Genomic DNA, 22,292 nt, shown 5'->3' with positions numbered 1-22,292 from the left:
GGGGGGAGCGGGTGGCATTTCTGGCAGCGCGGAAATTTATTCCGCTGGATGCGGGCTTTTTCACCCACGAAAGTAAAATCTGCTGCCATTAATAATAACGCGGCGCCCGATGGCGCCGCATGAATATTAATTTTGTGCGTCGAGCGTCGACAGCTCTTTATCAATAAAGTACAGCCCTTCACCCGATTTACCGGCCAGTGAGAGTTTATCGAGAACCGATTTAAACAGCTTCTCTTCTTCGTGCTGTTCGGCCACATACCACTGCAGGAAATTAAAGGTGCCATAATCCTGGCTGGTCATGGCCGCGTGGACCAGTTCATTAATTTTCTGGGTGATCAGCTGCTCGTGCTCGTAGGTGGCACGGAACAGTTCGTCCAGCGACGCATACTCTGCGAACGGCGAAGCCACCTGATTGATGCGCGGCAGACTGCCGGTATCGGTAAGATAATCAAAGAGACGCTGCATGTGTGTCATCTCTTCCTGGGCGTGGCGACGCATAAATGCCGCAGCGCCTTCAAAACTGTGATAGCTACACCAGGCGCTCATCTGTTGGTAAAGCAGGGAGGAGTAAAGCTCCAGATTCATTTGCTCATTGAGCTTGTCGATCATTTCAGTTTTAAGCATGGTGTAGCTCCGTTTTATTATTAACAGGTCAACGTGAGCGCCACTATAATTTGTTATTTATTTATTTGCAAAAAGTAAAATAAATATTTGAAAAATTATAATACGAATGGGAATAAAACGCATTGCGGCTATTTTAAATATATTAATGAGAATTATTCTGTTTCGTGTTCTGAATATTATTGCCAGCAGAGACGCTGGCAACAGAATTAGTAATAAGCGGAGGTCGTAACGGCAGGGGCGGGGGCATAGCCGTGGCACTGATACTGGATAGTCACGGTTTTATTCAGGCACAGCGAGCCGCTGATCACGCTACAGGTTTCGATCGGCTGACCATAGGCCTGGGCCGTGCTGTATCCCATGGCCTGACATTCGCGGGTCGCCGTGCCACTTGTTACGTAAGCATCATCATAAGAGGTCTGGAACAGTGGCTGACCATAATCGAGCCTGACGACCCCCGAGTTGACATCGACGCTGCTGACTTCAGCCTTGCGGGTGATGCCGCAACCAGCCAGCAGCAGCACCAGTCCGACCGTGCATAATCTCTTCATAGAACACTCTGAATGCGTTGAAATAACCTATACTAGCGCCAGACGCGCAGCGCAATGCCAGGAATAACCACCTGTTTTGTCTCTTCTCTTTGCCACGAGCCTCCGTTTCCTTCAATCCTGTGTCATACGGTTCTGAGCCGACGGTGAAAACCCTTACGATCGCAAAATTGTGAGCGCATCTTTGTTTTTTGAAACTATTTTTCACTTAATTTGAAAGTGTGTTTGCTTAGTAGTAAGGTTTGTCAGGTAAGCTATTCACAGCGGGATGCCCCGCATCGCATTCAGGAGACGAAGAATGAAAATTGCACTGATGATGGAAAACAGCCAGGCGCCAAAAAACGCCATCATCCTCAAGGAATTGAACGCCGTTGCTGAAGAGAAAGGTTTCCCGGTTTATAACGTTGGGATGAGCGACGAAAACGATCACCACCTGACCTACATTCACCTGGGGATCATGGCGAGCATCCTGCTGAATTCAAAAGCAGTTGATTTCGTGGTGACCGGTTGCGGTACCGGCCAGGGCGCGCTGATGTCCCTGAACATCCACCCGGGCGTGGTGTGTGGTTACTGCATCGATCCGGCTGACGCCTTCCTGTTTGCACAGATCAACAACGGTAACGCACTTTCCCTGCCATTCGCGAAAGGCTTCGGCTGGGGCGCTGAGCTGAACGTGCGCTTTATCTTTGAAAAAGCCTTCACCGGCCGTAATGGCGAAGGTTATCCGCCAGAGCGTAAAGAGCCTCAGGTTCGTAACGCGGGCATCCTGAACCAGGTTAAAGCGGCGGTGGTGAAAGAGAACTATCTCGACACCCTGCGCGCTATCGATCCGGAGCTGGTTAAAACGGCAGTGACCGGTCAGCGTTTCCAGCAGTGCTTCTTTGAGAACTGCCAGGACAAAGAGATCGAAGCCTTTGTTCGTGGCATTATCGGCTAAGTTGCCAACATCAGTTAAAGCCAGCTTACGCTGGCTTTTTTTATGCCTGTTTTCGGGATACCGCGCTGCCGGCATCTTTCACCAGCCGCAGCGTATCCACCATCCCCAGCAGACAGACCAGCGCAATGGCGACAAACGCCAGCCGGAAGCTGATCCCCGGTAGCGATTCCAACCCCAGCAATTCACTGAACAGCTCGCCAATGCGGATCCCGATAGCGCCGAGCGTAATCCCCAGCCCAACCGCCAGCTGCGTCGCGGTGGAGAACAGCGTGTTTGCATAGCTCATCTGCGGCGAAGGCACGTCGGCGAAGGCGAGGGTACTGATGGCGGTAAACTGAATGGAACGGAACACACCCCCAAGATAGAGGATCAGCATGATCAACCACACCGGGGTTTGCGGCGTCAGGAAGGCGCAGGCCAGCAGGGCCAGCACGTTCAGCGCGCCGTTAATCAGCAGCAGCTTTTTGAACCCCAGCCCGCGCAGCAGCGGCGTGGTGGCGGGTTTAATGGTCAGGTTGCCGACGAATACCGCCAGCACCAGTAAACCGGAGTGGAACGCGTCCATGCCGAATCCCACCTGAAAGAGCAGCGGCAGCAAAAACGGCACGGCGCTGATGGAGGCACGAAATAGCGAGCCACCAAACATCGTCACGCGAAACGTGGGCACCTGCAGGGCATCGAGGCGGATCATCGGCCACTCGGCGCGTCTGAAATGGCGCAGGGCATAGATCATGGTCACCATTCCGATCGCCAGCAGCGCGAGGGTAACCGTCGTATTCACCTGCTCCGCCCCCATCATCTCCATGGCATACACCAGGCTCACCATGGCAACCGAGGTGGCGATAAAGCCGGGCGTATCGAACGGGCGGCGCGTCTCTTCATAGATATCCGGGATGATGCGCAGCGCCAGCACAATAGCAATCAGCCCCAGGGGAACGTTAATAAAGAAGATCCAGCGCCAGTTGGCGTAGCTGGTAATAAAGCCGCCCAGCGGCGGGCCGATGATGGGCGCCACCAGCGCGGGCCAGGTGAGGGTGGCGATGGCGGTAATCAACAGATGTTTTGGCGTGGTGCGCAGCACGGCAAGGCGACCAACCGGCACCATCAGCGCGCCGCCCATCCCCTGCAGCACGCGCATGGCGACGAACTGATCGACGCTGGTGGCGAGACCGCAGAGCACCGAGGCGAGGGTAAAGATGGCCAGGGCAAGGGTGAAGATCTTGCGGGCACCAAAGCGGTCGGCGATCCAGCCGCTGGCCGGAATCAGCACCGCCAGGGTGATGAGATAGGCGCTGATGCCGATATTGAGATCCACCGCCTGCACGCCAAAGCTCTTCGCCATGTCGGGCAGCGCCGTGGCGATCACCGTACCATCCAGGAACTCCATAAAGAATGCGCCGGCCACTAACAGCGCAGCGGGGGAGATCCCGCTTGCCGCTTTGCCGGAGAGTTTTTCGGTCATTTTTCCTCTGCCACTTAAACTTTTTTTTAAAAATTTACAGGAACAAGTTCTCTGCTAACGCCATGAATTCTTTTTATTTTTAATCGGAACGCTGTTTTGCTTTAAATAAACTGCCGTGATGAATATCACAAAAAGATTGATTTTTGTGATGCAGGTCATATTATAAGCACATCAACAATAACACCTGCATAACATTTAGCCGGAGCATAATGATGAAATTGCGCAAAATCCTGAAAAGCATGTTCGAATCCTACTGCAAGACCTTCAAGGACGTACCGCCAGGCGCGATGTTCTGATAAAAAAACCTGCTTCGGCAGGTTTTTTTGTGCCTGTACGCCGCATCAGCGCTGACGTTTTGCTACTATGGCGGCCTTTCAAACAGGAGAAGCCTATGTCTCAAAACCTCAGTGCCGATCAGGAATTGATCTCTGACGTCGTTGCATGCCAGCTGGTCATCAAACAAATCCTCGATGTGATTGAAATCATCGCTCCCGCAGAAGTGCGCGAAAAGATGTCGAGCCAGCTGAAAAACATCGATTTCGCCAGCAATCCTGCATCGGCCGACCCTGTCACCCTGCGCGCCGTACAGAAAGCCATCGCGCTGATTGAGCTGAAGTTCACGCCGCAGGGCGAATCTCACTAAAATAAACCGACGTTTTGAATTTAGAAATGGTTTTGTGAAAATAATGAGAACGGGCGACGAGCGTCGCCCGGCATGACAGTTACATAAAGGTTTGTACCAGCAGATAGCTCATCGCACAGGCACAGCTGACCCCGATAAGCCCCGGCAAAATAAAGCTGTGGTTGATGATGAACTTACCGATGCGCGTGGTGCCCGAGCGGTCAAAGCCAATGCAGGCAAGATCGCTGGGGTAGGTGGGCAGCACAAAATAGCCGTATGACGCCGGGAAGAAAGCGATCAGCATTTTCGGCTCAATCCCCAGCATTAATCCCATCGGTGCCACCGCCGTCAATGCGGCCGCCTGGCTGTTGACCAGTTTCGACACCAGGAACAGCACTATCGCATAGGTCCAGGGGTGACTTTTCACCACCCCTTCCAGGGCAATCTTCAGCTCCTCCAGATGCGCCTGGAAAAAGGTGTCGCTCATCCACGCCACGCCAAATACCGAGAAGATCGCCACCATCCCGGCCTTAAATACCGCCCCGTTTGAGATGGACGCGGCATTGACCTTGCAGACCATCAGCATCACGGCCCCGGCAATCAGCATCATCATCTGGATCACCAGGTTCATCGACAGCGCCGTCATTTTGCCTTTGACTTCAAAGGCCGGACGCAGCTCCGGCAGAGCACCCAGCAACACCACCACGGCGATACCGGCAAAGAAGATCCAGGTTGACCAGTACGCCTGCTTCGGGAAACGCTCATTCATTAACGTCTCGGTGCTGCCGTAGATGAATTTACGCTGCTCGGGGTCCCGCAACCGGGCCTGAAACTCCTCGTCGTCGGCCAGATCTTTGCCGCGGCGCAAACTCCAGAGAGCGGCAATCGCCACGCCGAACAGCGAGGCCGGAACGGAGATGGCAAGGATTTCCAGAATGCCAAACGCGTGACCAATCCCGTGCTGCGCGGCCAGGATAGATACCAGCGACACCACGGCGACCGAGACCGGCGAGGCGGTGATGGCCATCTGTGAGGCAATAGATGCCACCGCCATAGGCCGCTCCGGGCGGATACCTTTTTTCAGCGCGATATCGGCAATAATCGGGAACATGGTATAGACCACATGGCCGGTGCCGCACAGGAAGGTCAGCATCCAGGTGGTGAACGGGGCGAGCAGGGTGATGTGTTGTGGATGCCGCCGCAGCAGGCGTTCGGCGCACTGCATCATCACGTTCAGCCCGCCGGCGGTTTGTAGCGTGGCCGCACAGCCGATAACCGCAAGGATCGTCAGCATCACATCCACCGGCGGTTTACCGGGCTGCAGACCAAAGACAAAAGTGAGAATAAAAAGGCCAATGCCGCTTATCAGGCCCAGCCCCATGCCACCAAACCGGGTGCCGATTAGCAGGCACAAAATAATGACCAGAAACTCAACGGTAATCATGTGTATCCCTCGTGTAAGAATGCAAAATTTTGCAAATCATTACACGAAGAGGGGTTATTCGATGGGAGCCAGATCTGATTTGTTAAAATTCAGAAAAAGCAAAGAGTTGGCAACGTTATTTTAACGAAAATACCCGGCGCAGGGCCGGGTATTAAGCAGGATATGCAGGATTAGTGATGCTGGTAGTTTACAACGTTAAGCAGGTGACGATCGGTCTGCTCAAGGCCCATGCCGGTGCGGCGAGCCTGGCGAACTTCTTCGAGGATGGTTTTCAGTAATACGCCATCCTGCAGCTGATCTTTTTCAATGTCATTCAGGAAGTTGAGCGTGGAGATGTCCTGCATTTTCCGCGCTTCATCGGTTAACTGATGAAGCGTCTGGCAGCGTTGCTCGTACTCTTCCAGGGTGCGCTGGAAAACGGCTTCCAGGCAGGTGCAATATTCATCCGACATATCCACTGGCTTCAGAACCGGCATCGCGCCAGATTGTTTCAGAAAATCAAAAACGCGCATCATCTGCGTGACGTTGCTCTGCGCCTGGGTCCGCAGGAAGGTTGCGGAACCATTTAGCTTATGTTCTGAACACCAGTCGCTGAGATGCAAGTAGAGGTTTGATGCGTGAAACTCAAGGTTCATCTGTGTGTTGAGCTTGTTAATCATATCCGAGACTGCCATAACCATTCCCTTATCTTCGTTTATGTAACTTGGTAAATCATCAGCGTTAATGATAGTTCACCACAGAATAAAGTTATTCTGTTCTCCGTGTATGTGATCCGATATTCATTTCTGGCACCGGCTGAATTCATAATATCAGCCGCTCGCTTATAAGAAAATCCTTATAAATATATCCTTACCAAACCTTACTTTCCATCAGGAAATTAAAATAGTTTAAGAAATTGACATGATAAACCGGATGGTGAGAATAGTTAAGCACATGAAATTTTTGATATTATTTTTAATTACCCCTAAGTGAGTATTCACATTATTGGGGGATTTATTTGATTAATCGCAGAATTGTGCTTAGCAGCCACAAGACACCTAATTAACATGCGTAAGATGGGATAATTCTGATGATTAATTTCTTTTTACACCTACTGAAAATTGCGCGAGATCATTTTCGCAGGAAATAGTGCGTAATGTGATCCAGCAAGGAGTTTAACGCTCTGCTCTCTGTGAAAATGAAACGTTGTTTTATGTTTTTATCAAACGGAGTTCATCATGGCAAAGTTGCGGTGCTGCTGGCACCCGGATTTGAAGAGGCGGAAGCGATTATCACCATTGATATCCTGCGCCGTCTCCACATTGAGGTAGAAACCCTGGCCTGCGCCGAGTCGCGCGCGGTAGTGAGCTACCATGATATCCCGATGGTCGCGGACAGCACCCTCAGTGAAAAAATAGACAGCTACTATGACGCCGTCGTGTTACCGGGCGGGCCGCAGGGTAGTGTGAATCTGGCCGCCAGTGCCGACGTGGTGCGTTTTGTCGCGGCCCATGACGAAGCGGGCAAACTCATCGCCCCCATCTGCTCCGCAGCTGCACGCGTGCTGGGCGGAAATGGCCTGCTGAAAGGCCGTCGCTACGTCTGCTCGGGCGACCTCTGGCAGGATATCCATGACGGCGAGTACGTTGATGCTCCGGTGGTGGAAGATGGCAACCTCATCAGCGGCAAAGGCCTGGGCCATGCCTTCGACTTCGCGCTGACCCTCTCTGCACGCCTGCTGGGCGATGAAACCCCGGTGCGCGATCACGCCGAACACATCTATTATCCCTGGTAACAGAACGCCGGGCGCCAGCGCGCCCGGATCACAAGGATATCTTAGCTAATCTTATGGACTAATCTGCTTTCACCCTTTCTAATTGTCCGACAAATACCCGCATAGTTATGTCATTTTTCGCTGAATGTATGTACGCAATTACTGTAATTCTGCGGTGTGATGGCGCTCTCTTATGGATGATTAATTTCCCGCTAAAACTATCTCAAGCAAACGCGCTTCCTGCATGTCTGGCGCTAATGCCTTGTTTTAAGTCCGATTAAACCAATTTGAGTTGTTTTTCCCCTACAAATTAGAACGCTAAAGCTGGAGTTAACCATGCACAAATTTACTAAAGCGCTGGCGGCCATCGGTCTGGCTGCCGTTATGTCACAATCCGCTATGGCGGAGAACTTAAAGCTCGGTTTTCTGGTGAAGCAACCGGAAGAGCCGTGGTTCCAGACGGAGTGGAAATTTGCCGACAAAGCCGGGAAGGATTTGGGCTTTGAAGTGATAAAAATTGCCGTGCCGGACGGTGAAAAAACGCTGAATGCCATCGACAGCCTGGCAGCCAGCGGCGCGAAAGGGTTTGTCATCTGTACTCCGGACCCAAAACTGGGCTCCGCCATCGTGGCGAAAGCGCGCGGCTATGACATGAAAGTTATCGCGGTGGACGATCAGTTCGTCAACGCCAAAGGCGCGCCGATGGATACCGTCCCGCTGGTGATGATGGCGGCGACCAAAATCGGCGAGCGTCAGGGCCAGGAACTGTATAAAGAGATGCAAAAACGCGGCTGGGACGTGAAAGACACCGCGGTGATGGCGATCACCGCCGACGAACTGGATACCGCGCGTCGTCGTACCACTGGCTCGATGGATGCCCTGAAAGCGGCCGGCTTCCCGGAAAAACAGATCTACAAAGTGCCAACCAAATCTAACGACATCCCGGGCGCCTTCGACGCAGCTAACTCCATGCTGGTGCAGCACTCTGAAGTGAAACACTGGCTGGTGGTCGGGATGAACGACAACACCGTGCTGGGCGGCGTGCGCGCCACCGAAGGCCAGGGCTTCAAAGCGGCTGACGTCATCGGTATCGGCATCAACGGCGTGGATGCGGTGAGCGAACTGTCTAAAGCCCAGGCCACCGGCTTCTACGGTTCCCTGCTGCCAAGCCCGGACGTACACGGCTATAAATCCAGCGAAATGCTCTACAACTGGGTCACCAAAGGTGCCGAGCCTGCGAAATTCACTGAAGTTACCGACGTGGTGCTGATCACCCGTGACAACTTCAAAGCAGAGCTGGAGAAAAAAGGACTGGGCGGTAAGTAATCTACTGTGATTGTGCCCCCCGCAGCCGTGGGGGGCCAGACGTTCACTACTCGATCCTCGGAGACGTTATGCAACAGTCTGCACCCTATCTCTCTTTTCGCGGCATCGGCAAAACCTTTCCCGGTGTCAACGCGCTGACCGACATCAGCTTTGACTGCTACGCCGGTCAGGTTCACGCCCTGATGGGGGAGAACGGCGCCGGAAAATCCACGCTGCTGAAGATCCTCAGCGGCAACTACGCCCCCACCACGGGCACCCTGGCGTTGCAGGGCAAAGAGGTGGCCTTCGCGGATACCACCGCCGCGCTGAACGCCGGTGTCGCCATCATCTACCAGGAGCTGCATCTGGTGCCGGAGATGACCGTGGCGGAAAACATCTATCTTGGGCAGCTTCCCCATAAAGGCGGGTTCGTTAACCGGTCGCTGCTCAACTATGAGGCCGGTCTGCAGCTCAAGCACCTGGGGCTCGATATTGACCCGCAGACCCCGCTCAAATACCTCTCCATCGGCCAGTGGCAGATGGTGGAAATTGCCAAGGCACTGGCGCGCAATGCCAAAGTCATTGCCTTTGATGAACCGACCAGTTCGCTGTCGGCGCGTGAAATCGAGAACCTGTTCCGCGTGATCCGCGAGCTGCGTAAAGAGGGGCGCATCATTCTGTACGTGTCGCACCGTATGGAAGAGATCTTCGCCCTTAGCGACGCGATCACCGTCTTTAAAGATGGCCGTTATGTTCGCACCTTCACCGATATGCAGCAGGTCAACCACGACCAGCTGGTGCAGGCGATGGTGGGGCGCGAGCTGGGTGATATCTATCACTGGGAGCCGCGCCAGTACGGCGGCGAGTTGCTGCGCCTCGACGAGGTGAAAGCCCCGGGCGTGCGCACGCCGATCAGCCTCACCGTGCGCAGCGGTGAAATCGTCGGCCTGTTCGGGCTGGTGGGGGCAGGGCGCAGCGAGCTGATGAAAGGGCTGTTTGGCGGCACCCGCATCACCGGAGGACGGGTGTTTATCGACGGCGAGCCTGTCGACATTCAGAAACCGGCCCACGCCATTCGCGCCGGGATGATGCTCTGCCCGGAAGACCGTAAAGCCGAAGGGATCATTCCGGTGCACTCGGTGCGGGACAACATCAATATTTCGGCCCGCCGCAAGACCATTCGCGCCGGATGTCTGATTAACGACACCTGGGAGGTCAGCAATGCCGATCACCACATCCGTTCCCTCAATATCAAAACGCCGGGGGCGGAACAGCTGATCATGAACCTCTCCGGCGGTAACCAGCAGAAAGCCATACTTGGCCGCTGGCTGTCGGAAGAGATGAAGGTGATCCTGCTTGATGAACCCACCCGCGGTATCGACGTGGGGGCCAAGCACGAAATCTATAACGTAATTTATGCCCTGGCAAAACGCGGCGTGGCGGTGCTCTTCGCCTCCAGCGATCTGCCGGAAGTGCTGGGCGTGGCCGACCGTATCGTGGTGATGCGTGAAGGGGCCATTGCCGGTGAACTGCTACATGAACAGGCGAATGAACAGCAGGCGTTAAGCCTCGCCATGCCTAAAGTCAGCCAGGCTGTCGCCTGAGTAAGGAGAATAAGATGTCCTCTGTCACTACATCCGGAGCGCCGAAGTCGGCCTTCAGCTTTGGGCGGATCTGGGATCAATACGGCATGCTGGTGGTGTTTGCCGTGCTGTTCCTCGGCTGCGCTATCTTTGTCCCTAACTTCGCCACCTTTATTAATATGAAGGGGCTGGGCCTGGCAATCTCCATGTCCGGGATGGTCGCCTGTGGGATGCTGTTCTGTCTGGCTTCCGGCGACTTCGACCTGTCGGTCGCTTCGGTTATCGCCTGCGCCGGTGTCACCACTGCCGTGGTCATTAACATGACCGAAAGCCTGTGGATTGGCGTGGCGGCGGGGCTGCTGCTCGGCGTGCTCAGCGGACTGGTGAACGGCTTCGTGATTGCGCGTCTGAAAATCAACGCCCTGATTACCACCCTTGCCACCATGCAGATTGTGCGCGGCCTGGCCTACATCATCTCTGACGGTAAAGCGGTGGGGATCGAAGACGAGCGCTTCTTCACCCTCGGCTATGCTAACTGGTTCGGGCTGCCAGCACCCATCTGGCTGACCGTCGGCTGCCTGATTATCTTTGGTTTCCTGCTGAACAGAACCACCTTTGGCCGTAATACCCTGGCGATTGGCGGTAATGAAGAGGCGGCGCGTCTGGCGGGTGTTCCGGTGGTACGTACCAAGATCATCATCTTCGTACTGTCCGGTCTGGTGTCGGCGGCGGCAGGGATTATTCTGGCCTCGCGTATGACCAGCGGACAGCCGATGACCTCCATCGGTTATGAGCTGATCGTTATCTCTGCCTGCGTATTGGGTGGTGTATCGCTCAAAGGCGGCATCGGAAAAATCTCATATGTGGTAGCGGGGATCCTGATCCTGGGGACCGTTGAGAACGCGATGAATCTGCTGAACATCTCCCCGTTCTCCCAGTACGTGGTACGTGGCCTCATCCTGCTGGCGGCGGTGATCTTCGACCGTTACAAACAAAAAGCGAAACGTACCGTTTAACCGTTTTTTTCTTCCTTTCCAGACCTAACTTTTAAGTGTAGCCCCCCTTTCCAGCCGTAGCGGGAAGGGGGTGTCAAATGGCGAGCCCCGTCACACTGTCTATACTTACATGGCTACTGAGATGTTAACAGTTTTTCATCTCGCCAACTGTAAGGAGGATCAGGGTGGCCGATACGTTAACTTCACCGCCTGTATTATCAGAAAACGTTGCGTACTTTTTTGACCTCGACGGGACCCTTGCCACCATCAAGCCGCATCCCGATGAGGTAGTGGTTCCCGCAGAAGTACTCCAGGCATTGAATCAGCTGGCACAGCTGAATGAAGGGGCACTGGCATTGATATCAGGGCGTTCAATGGACGAGCTGGACAAGCTCGCCGGACCTTACCGTTTCCCCCTTGCCGGTGTACACGGGGCGGAGCGCCGCGACATCCATGGTCATTCGCAATCCGTTTCACTCCCTCCGGATCTGATCCAGACGCTGCATGCGCAGCTGACGACGGCGCTTTTGTATATGCCTGGCACCGAACTTGAAGCCAAAGGGATGGCATTTGCAATCCACTACCGTCAGGCCCAGCAATATGAGCAGAATATTTTCGCGCTGGCGGAACAGATTGTGCACGACAACCCGCAGCTGTCGCTCCAGCCGGGTAAATGCGTGGTCGAAATTAAACCGAGGGGGATCCACAAAGGCGAGGCTATCTCGACCTTTATGCATGAAGCACCTTTCCTCGGCAGAACGCCGATTTTCTTTGGTGATGACCTCACCGATGAGCATGGCTTTGACGTTGTGAATCAGCTTAAAGGGGTATCTGTAAAGGTCGGCGCAGGTGAGACCAAAGCCAGCTGGCGGCTGGCAACGGTACCTGACGTCTGGCAATGGGTAATAAAAGCCGCTAACCATCAACAAGAACAACAATTAGCGCAAATTAACAGGAGAAAACCTTATGGGTCGCTTGATCGTAGTTTCTAACCGCATCGCTCCCCCGGATGATAAAAAAGCCAGCGCAGGTGGCCTGGCCGTTGGGGTGCTGGGGGCGTTAAAAAGTACGGGTGGGCTCTGGTTTGGCTGGAGTGGGGATATCGGTGATGAGGATAAACCGCTAAAAAAGGTGACACGCGGGAACATCACCTGGGCCTCGTTTAATCTGAGTGAACAGAATTACGACGAGTATTACAGCCAGTTCTCCAATGCCGTACTGTGGCCAGCGTTTCACTATCGCCTGGACCTGGTGAAGTTTAAGCGTGAAGCCTGGGAAGGGTATCAGCGGGTCAACGGCCTGCTGGCCGATAAGCTGCAGCCGTTAGTCAAACAGGATGACGTGGTGTGGGTACACGACTACCATCTGCTGCCGTTTGCCGCAGAGCTGCGCCAGCGCGGCGTCAACAACCGGATTGGCTTCTTCCTGCATATTCCGTTCCCGACGCCTGAGATCTTCAACGCGCTGCCGCCGGGCGATGAACTGCTCGAGCAGCTTTGCGATTACGATCTGCTGGGCTTCCAGACCGAAAACGACCGTCTGGCCTTCCTCGACTGCGTCGCCAGTAAAACGCGGCTGACCGCTCATGACGACGATTCACACTCCGCATGGGGTAAGCGTTTTCGCACCGAGGTCTATCCCATCGGCATCGAACCGGACGACATCGCTCACCAGGCATCCGGGCCGTTACCACCTAAACTGGCTCAACTTAAAGAAGAGCTCAAGAACGTAAAAAACATCTTTTCCGTTGAGCGTCTGGACTATTCAAAAGGGCTCCCGGAACGTTTTCATGCCTATGAGACGCTGCTGGAAAAATACCCCGAGCACCACGGTAAGATCCGCTATACCCAAATCGCGCCAACCTCCCGTGGCGAGGTGCAGGCCTATCAGGACATCCGTCATCAGCTTGAAACCGAAGCCGGCCGCATCAATGGCCGTTATGGCCAGCTGGGCTGGACGCCGCTCTTCTACCTGAACCAGCACTTTGAGCGCAAAATCCTGATGAAAGTGTTCCGCTATGCCGATGTCGGGCTGGTGACGCCGCTGCGTGACGGCATGAACCTGGTGGCGAAAGAGTACGTGGCGGCGCAGGATCCGGCCGACCCGGGCGTGCTGGTGCTGTCGCAGTTTGCCGGTGCGGCCAATGAGCTGACCTCGGCGCTGATCGTCAATCCGTACGACCGGGACGACGTGGCCAACGCGCTGCATCGCGCGCTGAATATGCCGCTCACCGAGCGTATATCGCGTCACGCGGAGATGATGAAAGTGATCCGTGAAAATGACATCGACCGCTGGCAGGCCCGCTTCATTGAGGATTTGAACCAGATCACTCCCCGCAGCGTGGAGAGCAATCTGCAAAAAAAGGTCGCAACCTTCCCTAAACTGGCCTGAATATATTCCACTCAGCGTTTTATTCTGCGCTGAGTGGAATTAAAAGCACGTCAACTTGAGCATTTTTGATTATTGTTTTCGCGGAACAGGCTGCGCGCGAGAAAAAACTGTGGTTATGATTTCCGCATATCACTAAATCTATATTCTGCTTTTGACATATATCACTTATCTGCTCGCTTAATTCTCCCGTTGCGCATACTGTTTGCGCGATGGGATATTCTGCACGAGTAATAAGGTCCTCGAGAAATTGTCTGGTTTCTTCCTGTAATACGCCACGAATATCTTCCAGCATCGGTGCTGCCAGTTGATTATACATCTCCGGTTCGGCCATCAGCGTGACCACCGTGATACGCGCCTGCGTTGGCCTGGCGATGGCGACCGCTTTGGCAACCAATTGATGACTTTCGTGAGAAACCGAAACAGAAACAAGGATATGGGAATAGCTCATTTTACCCACCTTCAGTGTGTGGTTAAGGCACATACTTCAGCATTAGCGCGATTGCTTTTTTTGCGCAAGAGCCAAAGGTGACATTAGTGTGATGCTTATCATAATTATTCATTAATTATTCTTATGCAATGAATAGGGCAAGGCTTGCATAAACGTCCAAAATGCGCTCACTTAACGTAAATCATACAATTTAAGTCTGCAAATTCTAAACAAAATTCCCGCGAACCCTTCAGCTGTTGAATGGTAACGTAAAGCAATTACTTCAATCATTTATCTTCGTAAAGCTATGTTTTTTATGGAAATAAACAAAGTGTTTCTGTGATAGATATATCCTCGATTGTTACAAATTTGTGTTATGTCAATAACCAGCAAGTAACATGCCGTCTTAGTTCATACTTCTGCATGAATATTCGGGGCCGAAGAATATATTCTTCGCTTAATCGCTCATAAAACAGCCAAATTAGAAGGAGTGCTGATGGATTTTTGGTTCGAATTCACTCAAATTATGTGATCTGCGTCACATTTTTTTTAAATTTCAGGCAGGGCCACATTGTATGTCCTACACCGGACGGGTAAAGTTGCCGCGAATTAGGAAAAATCTTAGTTAATTGTAAGAAGTGATAAATGTGTAAGAGACAAACTTTGTTTTTCTTGACGTGATTCATCGATACAAAACTTAATTCAACTATGCGTTTTAGCCTTTTCTTTTTTTTTACCGGGGTTTTCCCGGCGACATCACGGGGTGCGGGTCGACCGCACAAGAAATTAAAGTGTTATTCGGGAAGGGATAAATGAACACATCCGAATTGCTAAAACACATTTATGACATCAACCTGTCATATTTATTGCTTGCACAACGTTTGATTAGCCAGGATAAAGCCTCCGCGATGTTCCGGCTGGGCATTCAGGAAGAAATGGCCACAACGCTTGGCGGTTTAACGCTGCCGCAGATGGTGAAACTCGCTGAAACTAACCAGCTGGTTTGCCAGTTCCGTTTTGACAATCACCAGACTATTACGCAGCTGACCCAGGAATCCCGCGTGGATGACCTGCAACAGGTTCACACCGGCATTCTGCTTTCTACCCGTTTGCTTAACGAAATCAGCCAGCCTGATGACGTAGCCCGTAAGAAAAGAGCATAAAAATGAGTGAGAAGAGCATTGTTCAGGAAGCGCGTGACATTCAACTGGCCATGGAACTGATTACGCTTGGTGCTCGTTTGCAGATGCTTGAAAGCGAAACCCAGCTGAGCCGTGGTCGTCTTATCAAACTCTATAAAGAGTTACGTGGCAGCCCGCCGCCAAAAGGCATGCTGCCATTTTCTACCGACTGGTTTATGACCTGGGAGCAAAATATCCATGCTTCCATGTTCTGTAATGCCTGGCAGTACCTACTCAAAACCGGCTTGTGCAGCGGCGTTGATGCGGTGATTAAAGCCTACAAGCTTTACCTCGAGCAGTGCCCGCAGCCTGAAGAAGGTCCTCTGCTGGCCCTGACCCGCGCATGGACGCTGGTGCGTTTTGTAGAGAGCGGACTGCTTGAGCTGTCTCGCTGCAACTGCTGCAGCGGTAACTTTATCACCCACGCGCATCAGCCTGCCGGCAGCTTTGCCTGCAGTTTGTGCCAACCACCGTCCCGAGCGGTAAAAAGACGTAAACTTTCCCGGGATGTTGCCGATAGTAATCCACAACTGCTGGATGAACAGATCGAACAGGCTGTTTAACCCGAACCTGTGGGCAAGATTCCAGCAGCGGTAAGAGATTACCGCTGCTTTTTTTTGCCCCGCGGGTGGGTAAACCCCCGAACTCTGTCTCCTGGCTAAAGTCACTAGCGGAAGGATGATGTCGTGCTTATCGTATTAGGTTACCTGGTAGTTCTCGGTACAGTTTTCGGCGGTTACATGATGACCGGCGGGCACCTTGGGGCACTCTATCAACCGGCCGAACTGATTATTATCGGTGGTGCAGGGGTGGGGGCGTTTATCGTTGGCAACAACGGCAAGGCGATCAAGGGAACGTTAAAAGCGTTGCCGTTACTGTTCCGTCGTTCGAAATACACCAAAAGTATGTATATGGACCTGCTGGCGCTGCTCTATCGCCTGATGGCCAAGTCGCGTCAACAGGGGATGTTCTCCCTTGAACGCGATATTGAAAATCCGAAAGAGAGCGAGATCTTCGCCAGCTACCCGCGCATTATCGCCGATAAGATGATGCTCGAGTTTATCGTCGACTATCTGCGTCTGATCATCAGCGGCAACATGAACACCTTCGAAATCGAAGCGTTGATGGATGAAGAGATCGAGACCCACGAGAGCGAAGCCGAAGTCCCGGCCAACAGCCTGGCGATGGTGGGCGACTCCCTGCCGGCATTCGGTATCGTGGCGGCGGTCATGGGGGTAGTACACGCCCTGGCCTCGGCGGATCGTCCGGCGGCTGAGCTGGGGGCGCTTATCGCCCACGCGATGGTGGGAACCTTCCTCGGGATCCTGCTGGCGTACGGTTTTATCTCTCCGCTGGCCAGCGTATTACGCCAGAAGAGCGCCGAAACCACCAAAATGATGCAGTGCGTGAAGATCACGTTGCTCTCTAACCTCAACGGTTATGCCCCGCCGATCGCGGTCGAGTTTGGTCGTAAAACCCTCTATTCCAGCGAGCGTCCGTCGTTCATTGAACTCGAAGAACACGTGCGCGCGGTGAAGAACCCAAACCAGCAGACGAGCACTGAGGACGCATGAAAAACCAGTCCCATCCCATCGTCATAGTCAAAAAGCGCAAGCATAAAGGGCACGGGGGCCATCACGGTGGCTCCTGGAAAATCGCCTACGCGGACTTTATGACCGCGATGATGGCGTTCTTCCTGGTGATGTGGCTGATCTCTATCTCCAGCCCGAAAGAGCTGATTCAGATCGCAGAATATTTCCGTACCCCGCTGGCCACGGCGGTGTCGGGTGGTCCGCGCATCTCCAACAGCGACAGTCCGATCCCGGGCGGTGGAGATGATTACACGCAGAAGCAGGGCGAAGTGAAGCGCGAGCCGAACATCGACGAGCTGAAAAGACGCATGGAGCAGAGCCGCCTGAAAAAAGTGCGTGGCGACCTGGATCAGCTGATCGAGGCAGATCCGAAACTGCGCGCCCTGCGTCCACACCTGAAGATCGATTTAGTCCAGGAGGGTCTGCGCATTCAGATTATCGACAGCCAGAACCGTCCGATGTTTAAAACCGGCAGCGCCGAGGTGGAGCCTTACATGCGCGACATCCTGCGTGCGATTGCGCCGGTGCTGAACGGGATCCCGAACCGAATCAGCCTTTCCGGTCACACCGATGACTTCCCTTACGCCAGTGGCGAAAAAGGGTACAGCAACTGGGAGCTCTCCGCGGATCGTGCCAACGCATCCCGTCGTGAGCTGGTGATCGGCGGGCTGGACGATGGCAAAGTGCTGCGGGTCGTCGGCATGGCGGCAACCATGCGCATGACCGACCGCGGGCCGGAAGATGCCATCAACCGTCGTATTAGTCTCTTAGTGCTCAACCAGCAGGCGGAGCAGGCCATCCTGCATGAAAACGCCGAAAGCCAGAATGAGTCACTGGATGATTTAAAACAGCCAGGCCCTGAGCCTTCGGCTGCCGTTCCAACATCGCCACCAGCCAATCCGAGGTGATAGCGTGAGCATGGATATTAGCGATTTTTACCAGACGTTTTTTGATGAAGCCGACGAACTGTTGGCGGATATGGAGCAACATCTGCTGGATCTGGTGCCTGAGGCGCCGGATTCAGAGCAGCTTAACGCCATATTTCGTGCAGCTCACTCCATTAAAGGGGGCGCCGGTACGTTTGGCTTTACCATTTTGCAGGAGACCACCCATCTGATGGAGAACCTGCTTGATGAAGCCCGACGCGGTGAGATGCAGCTCAATACCGACATTATTAACCTGTTTTTGGAAACGAAAGACATTATGCAGGAACAGCTCGATGCCTATAAAAGCTCGGAAGAGCCGGACGCTGCCAGCTTTGAATACATCTGCAACGCGCTGCGTCAGTTAGCGCTGGAAGCCAAAGGCGAAACGGCAGCCGTTGCCGTCAGCCCGGCAAAACTGAGCGTTGTGGATGCTGCCCCGGTGGCCGCACCTGCCGCTGACGACCGCCTGCGGGTGGTGCTGTCCGGTCTGAAAGAGAGCGAAGTTAACCTTCTGGAAGAAGAGCTGAGCAATCTCGCCACCCTGAGCAACGTGGTGAAAGGCAAAGACACGCTGGCGGCTAACCTCGACGGCAGCATCAGCAAAGATGACGTGGTCGCGGTGCTCTGTTTTGTCATTGAACCTGAGCAGATCGACTTTGAAACCGTGACCGATGCCCCGGTGGCCGAGGCGGTGGAAGAGGCTGAAGTGGTGGCTGCTCCTGCGGTACCGGCTGTTGCACCTGCCGCGCCGGCGCTGAAAGCCGTGCCGGGCGAATCCGCCGCGCCAAACCGTAGCGAGCGCGAAAAGCCGGCCGCACGTTCCAGCGAATCGACCAGTATCCGCGTGGCCGTTGAAAAGGTGGATCAGCTGATCAACCTGGTGGGCGAACTGGTGATCACCCAGTCGATGCTGGCCCAGCGCTCTAACGAGCTGGACCCGGTCAACCATGGGGATCTGATCACCAGCATGGGCCAGCTGCAGCGCAACGCCCGCGACCTGCAGGAATCGGTGATGTCCATCCGTATGATGCCGATGGAGTACGTCTTCAGCCGCTTCCCGCGTCTGGTGCGCGACCTCGCCGGTAAGCTCAACAAGCAGATTGAACTGACCCTGATGGGCAGCTCCACCGAGCTGGATAAGAGCCTGATCGAGCGCATTATCGACCCGTTAACGCACCTGGTGCGTAACAGCCTTGACCATGGGATCGAACTGCCGGAGAACCGTGTAGCGGCAGGGAAATCCCCGGTCGGCAACCTGATCCTCTCTGCTGAACACCAGGGCGGTAACATCTGCATCGAAGTGACCGATGACGGCGCGGGCCTTAACCGCGAGCGCATCCTGGCGAAGGCGATCTCCCAGGGGATGGCGGTCAGCGAAAACATGACCGATGAAGAAGTGGGTATGCTGATCTTTGCCCCGGGTTTCTCCACCGCTGAGCAGGTGACGGACGTCTCCGGGCGCGGCGTGGGTATGGACGTGGTGAAACGTAACATCCAGGAGATGGGCGGCCACGTAGAGATCAAATCGAAGCAGGGTTCAGGTACTACCATTCGCATTCTGCTTCCGCTGACGCTGGCGATCCTCGACGGGATGTCGGTAAAAGTGGCGGACGAAGTGTTTATCCTGCCGCTGAATGCGGTGATGGAATCACTCCAGCCGCGTGAAGAAGATCTGCATCCGCTGGCAGGCGGTGAGCGCGTGCTGGAAGTGCGTGGCGAATACCTGCCGCTGGTCGAACTGTGGAAAGTGTTTGACGTGGACGGCGCCAAAACCGAAGCCACGCAGGGAATTGTGGTCATTCTGCAAAGCGCAGGCCGCCGCTATGCGCTGCTGGTCGATCAGCTGATTGGCCAGCATCAGGTGGTGGTGAAGAACCTTGAGAGCAACTACCGCAAAGTACCTGGCATTTCAGCCGCCACCATCCTCGGCGATGGTAGTGTGGCGCTGATCGTCGATGTTTCGGCGCTTCAGGGATTAAATCGTGAACAACGTATGGCGCACACAGCCGCCTGATTCAGTTAAGAAGGTAAAAAAATGACCGGTATGAGTAATGTAACCAAGCTGGCCGGCGAGCCATCAGGGCAGGAATTCCTGGTTTTCACCTTAGGTGACGAAGAATACGGTATCGATATTCTGAAGGTGCAGGAGATCCGCGGCTATGATCAGGTGACCCGCATCGCCAACACGCCCGATTTCATTAAAGGCGTGACCAACCTGCGTGGCGTTATCGTGCCCATCGTCGACCTGCGCGTGAAGTTCAGCCAGGGCGACGTCGAGTATGATGACAACACGGTGGTGATCGTGCTCAACCTCGGCCAGCGTGTGGTCGGGATCGTAGTTGACGGCGTGTCCGACGTGCTCTCCCTCACCGCCGAGCAGATCCGCCCGGCGCCGGAGTTTGCCGTTACCCTGTCCACAGAATACCTGACCGGTCTGGGAGCGCTCGAGGACCGTATGCTGATTCTGGTGAATATTGAGAAGCTGCTGAACAGCGATGAGATGGCGCTGCTGGATGTGGCGGCGAGTCACGTTGCCTAGGTAAACGCAAAACGGCAAAGTAGTCTGTAGGCCGGGTAAGGCGTAGCCGCCACCCGGCTTTTTTATTGCACGGCGTAGCCTTCTGCAGCAACGGCCGGCGGCGCGACGCTTGCCGGGCCTACGGTTCCAGCGCTGCCTGAATATGGCACGGGTGTAGAGTCCCCGCTGAAATCGGCGAACCGGAGACCGGATGCCAAGGGCTGGACGCCAGGGATGGCGGCCAGAGGCGAATCGAGACAGGATGTCGAGTTGAGCCGACCGCAGGCGTCAGGTCGGGAGGTGAGCGTAGTGCGAAGCACCGATTTCGTCGCGGGGCCGCGGGGATTGATAAGGGGGCCGCGGTGGCCCCCTTATCACGTTCACAGGTTCCGGAACGTCATATTCTGTTAAAGATAAGGTGAACGTAACCTTTCCACCGAACCATCAAACTTCCTGCTCAACGAGCCCAACCTCTTCCTCCAGCAACCCCTCATTCTGCGCCAGCATCGCCGTCGCCACGCCGTTCCCCAGCACGTTAATCGCTGAACGCCCCATATCCAGGAAGTGATCGATCCCCATCAACAGCAGGATCCCCGCCACCGGAATATGGAAGCTCGGGATCGTCGCCGCCAGCACCACCAGCGCCGAGCGCGGTACCCCGGCAATCCCTTTTGACGCCAGCATCAGGGTTAACATCAGCACGGTGATTTCTGAGAAAGTCAGGTGAATATTGTAGGCCTGGGCGATAAACATCGAAGCAAACGAGCAGTAAACCATCGACCCGACGAGGTTAAACGAATAGCCAATCGGCAGCACAAACGAAACGATATTGCGCGAGCAGCCAAAGCGGGTCAGCTGTTCAAGCGTTTTCGGGTAGGCCGCTTCTGAACTGCTGGTGGTGAAGGCCACCAGCACCGGATCTTTCAGCATGCTCACCAGACGGAAAATCTCGTTTTTCAGCACCATATAACCCACTGCCAGCAGCACCAGGCAGGTGAGAACGATCGCCAGATAATAACCGCCGATAAACGAGGCGTAGTTCAGCAAAATCCCCAGCCCCTGGGTGGCAATCACCGAGGAGATGGCGGCAAAGATCGCCAGCGGCGCAACGTACATCACGTAGCCGGTCACTTTGAGCATGATGTGAGAAACCACGTCCAGCGCGGCCACCAGCGGGGCGTTGAATTTCTCGCCGAGCGAAGCGCCAGCAATGCCAAAGAACATCGAGAACACCACAATCTGCAGGATCTCGTTATTGGCCATCGCTCCGGCAATGCTGGTGGGGATGGTATGGGAAAGAAAACCTTTCAGGGTCATGCCGCCGGTGGCAAGCCCGGTCTCTACGGTACCGGCTGGGATCGCCAGGTTCAGGCCGCTGCCCGGATGGAGCAGAGTGACAATAAACAGACCGACCAGGATGGAGAGCACTGACGAGCTGATAAACCAGACCATCGCTTTACCGCCCACGCGGCCAATGGTGGCGGTCTCGCCCAGACGCATAATCCCCACCGTCAGGGTGCTGAACACCAGCGGGGCGATCACCATTTTGATCAGTCGTAAAAAGATGTCAGTCAGTAACGTAATGTTGTCTGACCAGGCCGCGATTGCATCCGCTGATGCATACTCATGAATCATTGCGCCGGACAAAATGCCCGCCAGCATAAAGATCACGATAAAGACCGTGAGTCTGTTTGCACTTGCCACCAAAATTACCCCGATTTTAATAAGTTAAAATAAATTTGCTGATGTCTCTCTTTTTTATTATTCAGCGCGTGAATATATCCGTTAGCTAAATTGAAGTAATTTCCGGGCTATTTCAATAATTTTTTAATATTTATAAGTTTTGTTGCTAACTTTGACGGCGATATATTGTGATGAAGGTCACATTTTAAGCAATATATCTTCCCGTTTTGCTTAGATATACGGAGAAGTAATTTCTTACTCAATTGTTTTAATTAGTAAATTTATGTCAATACGGTAAAAGTAT

22 protein-coding genes and 1 pseudogene are annotated in these 22,292 nt (G+C 54.0%); 16 read left to right on the top strand and 7 right to left on the bottom strand.

Annotated features, from left to right (window positions below; all coding sequences use genetic code 11):
- Nucleotides 1-5: 5 nt before the first annotated feature.
- A pseudogene (locus tag FFB58_RS23130) lies at nt 6-92 on the top strand (hypothetical protein); the annotation flags it as partial.
- Nucleotides 93-126: 34 nt separating this feature from the next.
- Here the strand turns inward: FFB58_RS23130 and ftnA are convergent.
- Both ftnA and yecR read right to left on the bottom strand, forming a co-directional pair.
- Nucleotides 127-624, bottom strand: coding sequence for a non-heme ferritin (gene ftnA / locus FFB58_RS06355; RefSeq protein ID WP_039030871.1), 498 nt, complete (start codon nt 622-624; stop codon nt 127-129).
- 206 nt (nt 625-830) lie between these two features.
- Nucleotides 831-1,172, bottom strand: coding sequence for a YecR family lipoprotein (yecR, locus tag FFB58_RS06350; protein ID WP_039030870.1), 342 nt, complete (start codon nt 1,170-1,172; stop codon nt 831-833).
- 295 nt (nt 1,173-1,467) lie between these two features.
- Between yecR and FFB58_RS06345 the strand changes: the two genes are divergently transcribed.
- Complete coding sequence (locus FFB58_RS06345) at nt 1,468-2,106, top strand: RpiB/LacA/LacB family sugar-phosphate isomerase (RefSeq protein WP_032612023.1); 639 nt, start codon at nt 1,468-1,470, stop codon at nt 2,104-2,106.
- 40 nt (nt 2,107-2,146) lie between these two features.
- Here FFB58_RS06345 and FFB58_RS06340 read toward each other — a convergent pair whose 3' ends face one another.
- Nucleotides 2,147-3,568, bottom strand: a complete 1,422-nt coding sequence (locus FFB58_RS06340; RefSeq protein ID WP_138369374.1) for an MFS transporter — start codon at nt 3,566-3,568, stop codon at nt 2,147-2,149.
- 212 nt (nt 3,569-3,780) lie between these two features.
- Between FFB58_RS06340 and azuC the strand changes: the two genes are divergently transcribed.
- Entirely contained in the window at nt 3,781-3,864 is an 84-nt protein-coding gene (gene azuC / locus FFB58_RS06335; protein ID WP_098946254.1) for a stress response protein AzuC, read from the top strand.
- Nucleotides 3,865-3,959: 95 nt separating this feature from the next.
- Nucleotides 3,960-4,211, top strand: a complete 252-nt coding sequence (locus FFB58_RS06330) for a DUF2766 family protein (RefSeq protein WP_039030868.1) — start codon at nt 3,960-3,962, stop codon at nt 4,209-4,211.
- Nucleotides 4,212-4,290: 79 nt separating this feature from the next.
- On the opposite strand, the gene FFB58_RS06325 is transcribed toward FFB58_RS06330, so the two are convergent.
- A complete protein-coding gene (locus tag FFB58_RS06325; protein ID WP_138369373.1) occupies nt 4,291-5,634 on the bottom strand; it encodes an anaerobic C4-dicarboxylate transporter in 1,344 nt (447 codons plus the stop codon).
- A 170-nt stretch (nt 5,635-5,804) separates the two neighbouring features.
- Entirely contained in the window at nt 5,805-6,308 is a 504-nt protein-coding gene (locus FFB58_RS06320) for a non-heme ferritin-like protein (protein WP_138369372.1), read from the bottom strand.
- A 518-nt stretch (nt 6,309-6,826) separates the two neighbouring features.
- On the opposite strand from FFB58_RS06320, the gene FFB58_RS06315 reads away from it, so the two are divergent.
- The 6 genes from FFB58_RS06315 to otsA all read left to right on the top strand — a co-directional run bounded on the left by FFB58_RS06315 (nt 6,827) and on the right by otsA (nt 13,661).
- Entirely contained in the window at nt 6,827-7,408 is a 582-nt protein-coding gene (locus FFB58_RS06315) for a DJ-1 family glyoxalase III (RefSeq protein ID WP_138369371.1), read from the top strand.
- Between the two features lie 315 nt (nt 7,409-7,723).
- Nucleotides 7,724-8,713 (top strand): arabinose ABC transporter substrate-binding protein AraF, encoded by a 990-nt coding sequence (araF, locus tag FFB58_RS06310; protein WP_039030864.1) that lies wholly within the window; start codon nt 7,724-7,726, stop codon nt 8,711-8,713.
- A 68-nt stretch (nt 8,714-8,781) separates the two neighbouring features.
- Nucleotides 8,782-10,296: an L-arabinose ABC transporter ATP-binding protein AraG gene (gene araG, locus FFB58_RS06305; RefSeq protein ID WP_138369370.1), complete on the top strand. Its 1,515-nt coding sequence runs from the start codon at nt 8,782-8,784 to the stop codon at nt 10,294-10,296.
- A gap of 14 nt (nt 10,297-10,310) precedes the next feature.
- Nucleotides 10,311-11,291 (top strand): arabinose ABC transporter permease AraH, encoded by a 981-nt coding sequence (gene araH, locus FFB58_RS06300; RefSeq protein WP_039030862.1) that lies wholly within the window; start codon nt 10,311-10,313, stop codon nt 11,289-11,291.
- 164 nt (nt 11,292-11,455) lie between these two features.
- Nucleotides 11,456-12,262, top strand: coding sequence for a trehalose-phosphatase (otsB, locus tag FFB58_RS06295; protein WP_138369369.1), 807 nt, complete (start codon nt 11,456-11,458; stop codon nt 12,260-12,262).
- Nucleotides 12,237-13,661 carry an alpha,alpha-trehalose-phosphate synthase gene (gene otsA / locus FFB58_RS06290; RefSeq protein ID WP_138369368.1) on the top strand — a complete coding sequence of 475 codons (1,425 nt, stop codon included), beginning with the start codon at nt 12,237-12,239 and terminating at the stop codon, nt 13,659-13,661. The genes otsB and otsA overlap by 26 nt, the downstream gene beginning before the upstream one ends.
- 19 nt (nt 13,662-13,680) lie before the next feature.
- On the opposite strand, the gene uspC is transcribed toward otsA, so the two are convergent.
- The gene (uspC, locus tag FFB58_RS06285) at nt 13,681-14,109 is read right to left on the bottom strand and encodes a universal stress protein UspC (protein WP_138369367.1); all 429 of its coding nucleotides are present in this window, start codon (nt 14,107-14,109) and stop codon (nt 13,681-13,683) included.
- Between the two features lie 791 nt (nt 14,110-14,900).
- On the opposite strand from uspC, the gene flhD reads away from it, so the two are divergent.
- From flhD to cheW, 6 genes are all read left to right on the top strand, one after another.
- Entirely contained in the window at nt 14,901-15,251 is a 351-nt protein-coding gene (gene flhD, locus FFB58_RS06280; RefSeq protein ID WP_039030858.1) for a flagellar transcriptional regulator FlhD, read from the top strand.
- Between the two features lie 2 nt (nt 15,252-15,253).
- Nucleotides 15,254-15,832 carry a flagellar transcriptional regulator FlhC gene (flhC, locus tag FFB58_RS06275; RefSeq protein WP_039030857.1) on the top strand — a complete coding sequence of 193 codons (579 nt, stop codon included), beginning with the start codon at nt 15,254-15,256 and terminating at the stop codon, nt 15,830-15,832.
- Nucleotides 15,833-15,955: 123 nt separating this feature from the next.
- On the top strand, nt 15,956-16,843 hold the full coding sequence (gene motA / locus FFB58_RS06270) for a flagellar motor stator protein MotA (protein ID WP_039030856.1): 888 nt from the start codon (nt 15,956-15,958) through the stop codon (nt 16,841-16,843).
- Nucleotides 16,840-17,769, top strand: coding sequence for a flagellar motor protein MotB (gene motB, locus FFB58_RS06265; protein WP_039030855.1), 930 nt, complete (start codon nt 16,840-16,842; stop codon nt 17,767-17,769). The genes motA and motB overlap by 4 nt, the downstream gene beginning before the upstream one ends.
- 4 nt (nt 17,770-17,773) lie before the next feature.
- The gene (gene cheA / locus FFB58_RS06260) at nt 17,774-19,801 is read left to right on the top strand and encodes a chemotaxis protein CheA (protein WP_138369365.1); all 2,028 of its coding nucleotides are present in this window, start codon (nt 17,774-17,776) and stop codon (nt 19,799-19,801) included.
- A gap of 21 nt (nt 19,802-19,822) precedes the next feature.
- Nucleotides 19,823-20,326 carry a chemotaxis protein CheW gene (cheW, locus tag FFB58_RS06255; RefSeq protein ID WP_138369364.1) on the top strand — a complete coding sequence of 168 codons (504 nt, stop codon included), beginning with the start codon at nt 19,823-19,825 and terminating at the stop codon, nt 20,324-20,326.
- 423 nt (nt 20,327-20,749) lie between these two features.
- Here the strand turns inward: cheW and FFB58_RS06250 are convergent, their stop codons facing one another.
- Entirely contained in the window at nt 20,750-22,009 is a 1,260-nt protein-coding gene (locus tag FFB58_RS06250) for a dicarboxylate/amino acid:cation symporter (RefSeq protein ID WP_039030924.1), read from the bottom strand.
- Between the last annotated feature and the right edge of the window lie 283 nt (nt 22,010-22,292).

The sequence above is a fragment of the Enterobacter sp. MF024 genome (assembly GCF_005843915.1).
GTDB classification, from domain to species: Bacteria; Pseudomonadota; Gammaproteobacteria; order Enterobacterales; family Enterobacteriaceae; genus Enterobacter; species Enterobacter barmai.
The sequence above is the reverse complement of the archived record's forward strand: the minus strand, read 5'-3'. Positions and strand labels throughout refer to the sequence as shown.

Coding starts and splice junctions, on each gene's coding strand:
- FFB58_RS06340 (WP_138369374.1), bottom strand. CDS start 3,568: ATGACCGAAAAACTCTCCGGCAAAGCGGCAAGCGGGATCTCCCCCGCT.
- flhD (WP_039030858.1), top strand. CDS start 14,901: ATGAACACATCCGAATTGCTAAAACACATTTATGACATCAACCTGTCA.
- cheW (WP_138369364.1), top strand. CDS start 19,823: ATGACCGGTATGAGTAATGTAACCAAGCTGGCCGGCGAGCCATCAGGG.
- araH (WP_039030862.1), top strand. CDS start 10,311: ATGTCCTCTGTCACTACATCCGGAGCGCCGAAGTCGGCCTTCAGCTTT.
- azuC (WP_098946254.1), top strand. CDS start 3,781: ATGAAATTGCGCAAAATCCTGAAAAGCATGTTCGAATCCTACTGCAAG.
- motB (WP_039030855.1), top strand. CDS start 16,840: ATGAAAAACCAGTCCCATCCCATCGTCATAGTCAAAAAGCGCAAGCAT.
- FFB58_RS06320 (WP_138369372.1), bottom strand. CDS start 6,308: ATGGCAGTCTCGGATATGATTAACAAGCTCAACACACAGATGAACCTT.
- otsA (WP_138369368.1), top strand. CDS start 12,237: ATGGGTCGCTTGATCGTAGTTTCTAACCGCATCGCTCCCCCGGATGAT.
- yecR (WP_039030870.1), bottom strand. CDS start 1,172: ATGAAGAGATTATGCACGGTCGGACTGGTGCTGCTGCTGGCTGGTTGC.
- araG (WP_138369370.1), top strand. CDS start 8,782: ATGCAACAGTCTGCACCCTATCTCTCTTTTCGCGGCATCGGCAAAACC.
- flhC (WP_039030857.1), top strand. CDS start 15,254: ATGAGTGAGAAGAGCATTGTTCAGGAAGCGCGTGACATTCAACTGGCC.
- uspC (WP_138369367.1), bottom strand. CDS start 14,109: ATGAGCTATTCCCATATCCTTGTTTCTGTTTCGGTTTCTCACGAAAGT.
- FFB58_RS06325 (WP_138369373.1), bottom strand. CDS start 5,634: ATGATTACCGTTGAGTTTCTGGTCATTATTTTGTGCCTGCTAATCGGC.
- araF (WP_039030864.1), top strand. CDS start 7,724: ATGCACAAATTTACTAAAGCGCTGGCGGCCATCGGTCTGGCTGCCGTT.
- ftnA (WP_039030871.1), bottom strand. CDS start 624: ATGCTTAAAACTGAAATGATCGACAAGCTCAATGAGCAAATGAATCTG.
- FFB58_RS06330 (WP_039030868.1), top strand. CDS start 3,960: ATGTCTCAAAACCTCAGTGCCGATCAGGAATTGATCTCTGACGTCGTT.
- FFB58_RS06315 (WP_138369371.1), top strand. CDS start 6,827: ATGTTTTTATCAAACGGAGTTCATCATGGCAAAGTTGCGGTGCTGCTG.
- FFB58_RS06345 (WP_032612023.1), top strand. CDS start 1,468: ATGAAAATTGCACTGATGATGGAAAACAGCCAGGCGCCAAAAAACGCC.